General features: G+C 59.7%; 3 protein-coding genes and 1 pseudogene. 1 reads left to right on the top strand and 3 read right to left on the bottom strand.

The window, feature by feature from the left end; genetic code table 11:
• Positions 1 to 68: 68 nt before the first annotated feature.
• Entirely contained in the window at positions 69 to 1319 is a 1251-nt protein-coding gene (gene fmdA / locus Q4E95_RS12570) for a formamidase (RefSeq protein ID WP_303383627.1), read from the bottom strand.
• Positions 1320 to 1382: 63 nt separating this feature from the next.
• The gene (locus Q4E95_RS12565) at positions 1383 to 1664 is read right to left on the bottom strand and encodes a zinc ribbon domain-containing protein (RefSeq protein ID WP_303383626.1); all 282 of its coding nucleotides are present in this window, start codon (positions 1662 to 1664) and stop codon (positions 1383 to 1385) included.
• 183 nt (positions 1665 to 1847) lie between these two features.
• Between Q4E95_RS12565 and Q4E95_RS12560 the strand changes: the two genes are divergently transcribed.
• Positions 1848 to 2366, top strand: coding sequence for a hypothetical protein (locus Q4E95_RS12560; protein WP_303383625.1), 519 nt, complete (start codon positions 1848 to 1850; stop codon positions 2364 to 2366).
• 50 nt (positions 2367 to 2416) lie between these two features.
• Here the strand turns inward: Q4E95_RS12560 and Q4E95_RS12555 are convergent.
• Positions 2417 to 2679, bottom strand: a pseudogene (locus Q4E95_RS12555) (NADP-dependent oxidoreductase); the annotation flags it as partial.

Genomic DNA, 2679 nt, shown 5'->3' with positions numbered 1-2679 from the left:
AAGGTGTACCCCGCCCTGGAACGGACGGGGCACACGGTGAACGTCGGTTTACAAGGTGTCTAAGGCCGCTAATTCCTGGCTAACGGCGCCCCGATACCCGGATCGACCCTGGTGGGTCCGTTGGCGGATGGCCTAATGTCCACGTCGAAGATCTCGGTGGGCAGGTACACGGTGGCGCATGAGTTGGGGATGTCCACCACACCGGAGAAGCGCCCCTCGATGGGGGCGGCTCCGAGCAATAGATAGGCCTGTTCCTTGGACCACCCAAATTTGGCAAGGTAGTCGATGGCATGCAGCACCGCTCGCTGGTAGGCCAGATGGGAGTCCAAGTATCTTTGTTCGCCCTCTAAAGTGACCGAGGTACCCGAAAAGGCGAGCCACTCCGAGTAGACCGGCCCGTTGCGGCCCGGCATGAAGATGGCGTTTTCGCTGACTCCGTAGGTGTCCATACCGCCCTTGATCACGTCCACGTGGATATCGATGAAGCCGCCCATCTCGATGCCGCCGCAGAATGTGATTTCGCCGTCGCCCTGGGAGAAGTGCAGATCACCCACGGATAGATGGCCACCGGAAACAAAGACCGGGTAGAACACCCGCGAGCCCTTGGTGAAGTTCTTGATGTCCTGATTACCCCCGTTCTCACGAGGTGGGGCCGTGCGGGCAGCTTCCGAGGCCACGCGATTGAAGTCCGTGCCGCTGAGGGTGCCCAGAATTGCCGAGTCGGGCTCCGGGGGCAGGGCGAGTGGAGGTACCCGGTTTGGGTCCGTGGCAATCAGATCGCCTTCGCGTTTGTTCCATTTTTTTAGCAGATCTGCCGAGGGTGCCGTGCCCATCAAGCCCGGGTGGGTTATGCCCGTGAATCGAACCCCGGGAATGTGGCGTGATGTGCAGTCACCGCCCTGGAAGTCCCATACGGCCTTGTAGGCATCGGGGAACTGGTCCACCAGAAAACTACCGCCGTTCTTCTGGGCGAAGATGCCGGTGTATCCCCAGCCCTGACCCGCCAACGGACCTTCTTCCTGCGGAATGGGACCGATGTCCAAGATGTCCACGATCAGCAGGTCACCCGGCTCTGCGCCGTCGACAGCGAACGGCCCCGACAGCGCATGCACCTTGTTCAGGGGTGCGTCGCGGATGTCATCGGCGGAGTCATCGTTCTTAATGTCGCCATCGAACCATTCGCGGCAATCGATTCGGTAACTGGAACCACGTTTGAGCGTTGCGATGGGCGGGATATCCGGGTGCCAACGGTTGTGCCCGATCTTCTCCTGCGAGGTGAAGGGCTGGGATGAATCGAGTGGAAAAATGACCTCTGGCATGACCTGCGTCCTTCCGGTGACCGACCGTGACCAGTAGGGGCGCGGCCGTGAAATCAATGCAATTCAGGGCCGCGGCAGTTTGAGGTGTCGCGGGTCTTTTGTTGTGGGTGTCGGGCGGCCCCGTCCTACGGGTCCGTTCACGACGTCGGGTGTTTCGGCAGTTCGGGCCGCGCGGTCAATGGCGCGCGCCGCAGGCGAATTGAGGGTGGAGAGGTTTGCGGCCGAGAACAATTTCCTGGCGTCCCCGCCGCAGACCGGGCACGGCTGGTTCTTCGGCGCGGCTGCCATCGAATGAGAAGCCTCGAAGTCACCGCACTGCGTGCACCGGAACTCGTAGATGGGCATATCACACTCCCTCTGAACGTGATTTACACCATACAGTGGGTTCAATGGGGTGTCTTTATACGCAGCGGAATTCACCACCCACGGCATCGCGTCGCACCCGAGACTGAATCAAGCGCCTAGTTAATTGGGTTGAAGAGATAGCTACCGCACGACTATTGGTTCTGACTTGTAGAGGAGAAAGCGATGGCTGAATGGAATGGTCGTGACTGGTACGTGGCCTGCGGAAATGAGCGCGTCGAAACCAGTCTGCGGCGGGAGCACATCAGCCGCCTTTGGGAAGATTTCATCGACTACGGGTTCATATCGGGTGGTGGGGGCAAGCGGTATTCCTCCGCAATTGGTCGTCTTCCCATTGGCGCTCGTATCTTCGTGCACATTCCAAAGCGCGGTTACGTAGGTGTCGGGGAAACGCTCGAGGAGGCGCTGCCGACGGATGAAGCGTTCGTCCATGTCAAGGGCGGACGGCGATCCTTCGCTGACCTTCGAAACGAAATGCGGGCCCAGTACATACACCCTCATTTAGAGGGTATCCCCAATGAGGAGGTCCGAGAATTTGTAGTCCCGGTTCGATGGCTAGCTGTGCACAGTCGGGATAATGCTTTTTGGGAGAAAGGTATGTACGCCGCGCGGACTGTTGTCACCCGTCTCAAACATCCCGAGACGCTTGAGAAGCTGGGCCATCACTTCTCGCTCAAAGCCTGAGTAAGCGGCCATGACCGCGTAATGGCGCGGTCATGGCCGTGGCCCGAAAGTTACAAGCGCACGATCATCTTCCCGGTGTTCGCGCCACCGAGCAGGTCGATGAACGCCTGCGGAGCGTTCTCCAGGCCGTCGCGGAACGTTTCGTCGGCCTGCAGGGTGCCATCCTGCAACCATTTGACGGCGTGCTTGTGGAACTCAGGTGCCAGGTCGTAGTGATTGCCCACAATGAATCCGCGCAGGTTCAGCTCTTTGCCGACGGCCATGAACAGGTTGCTCGGGCCGGGCTCCGGTTTTGTTGCGTTGTACTGGGAGA

Origin of the sequence: Kocuria sp. (assembly GCF_030536815.1) — a bacterium.
Lineage (GTDB): Bacteria > Actinomycetota > Actinomycetes > Actinomycetales > Micrococcaceae > Kocuria > Kocuria gwangalliensis.
The sequence above is the reverse complement of the archived record's forward strand: the minus strand, read 5'-3'. Positions and strand labels throughout refer to the sequence as shown.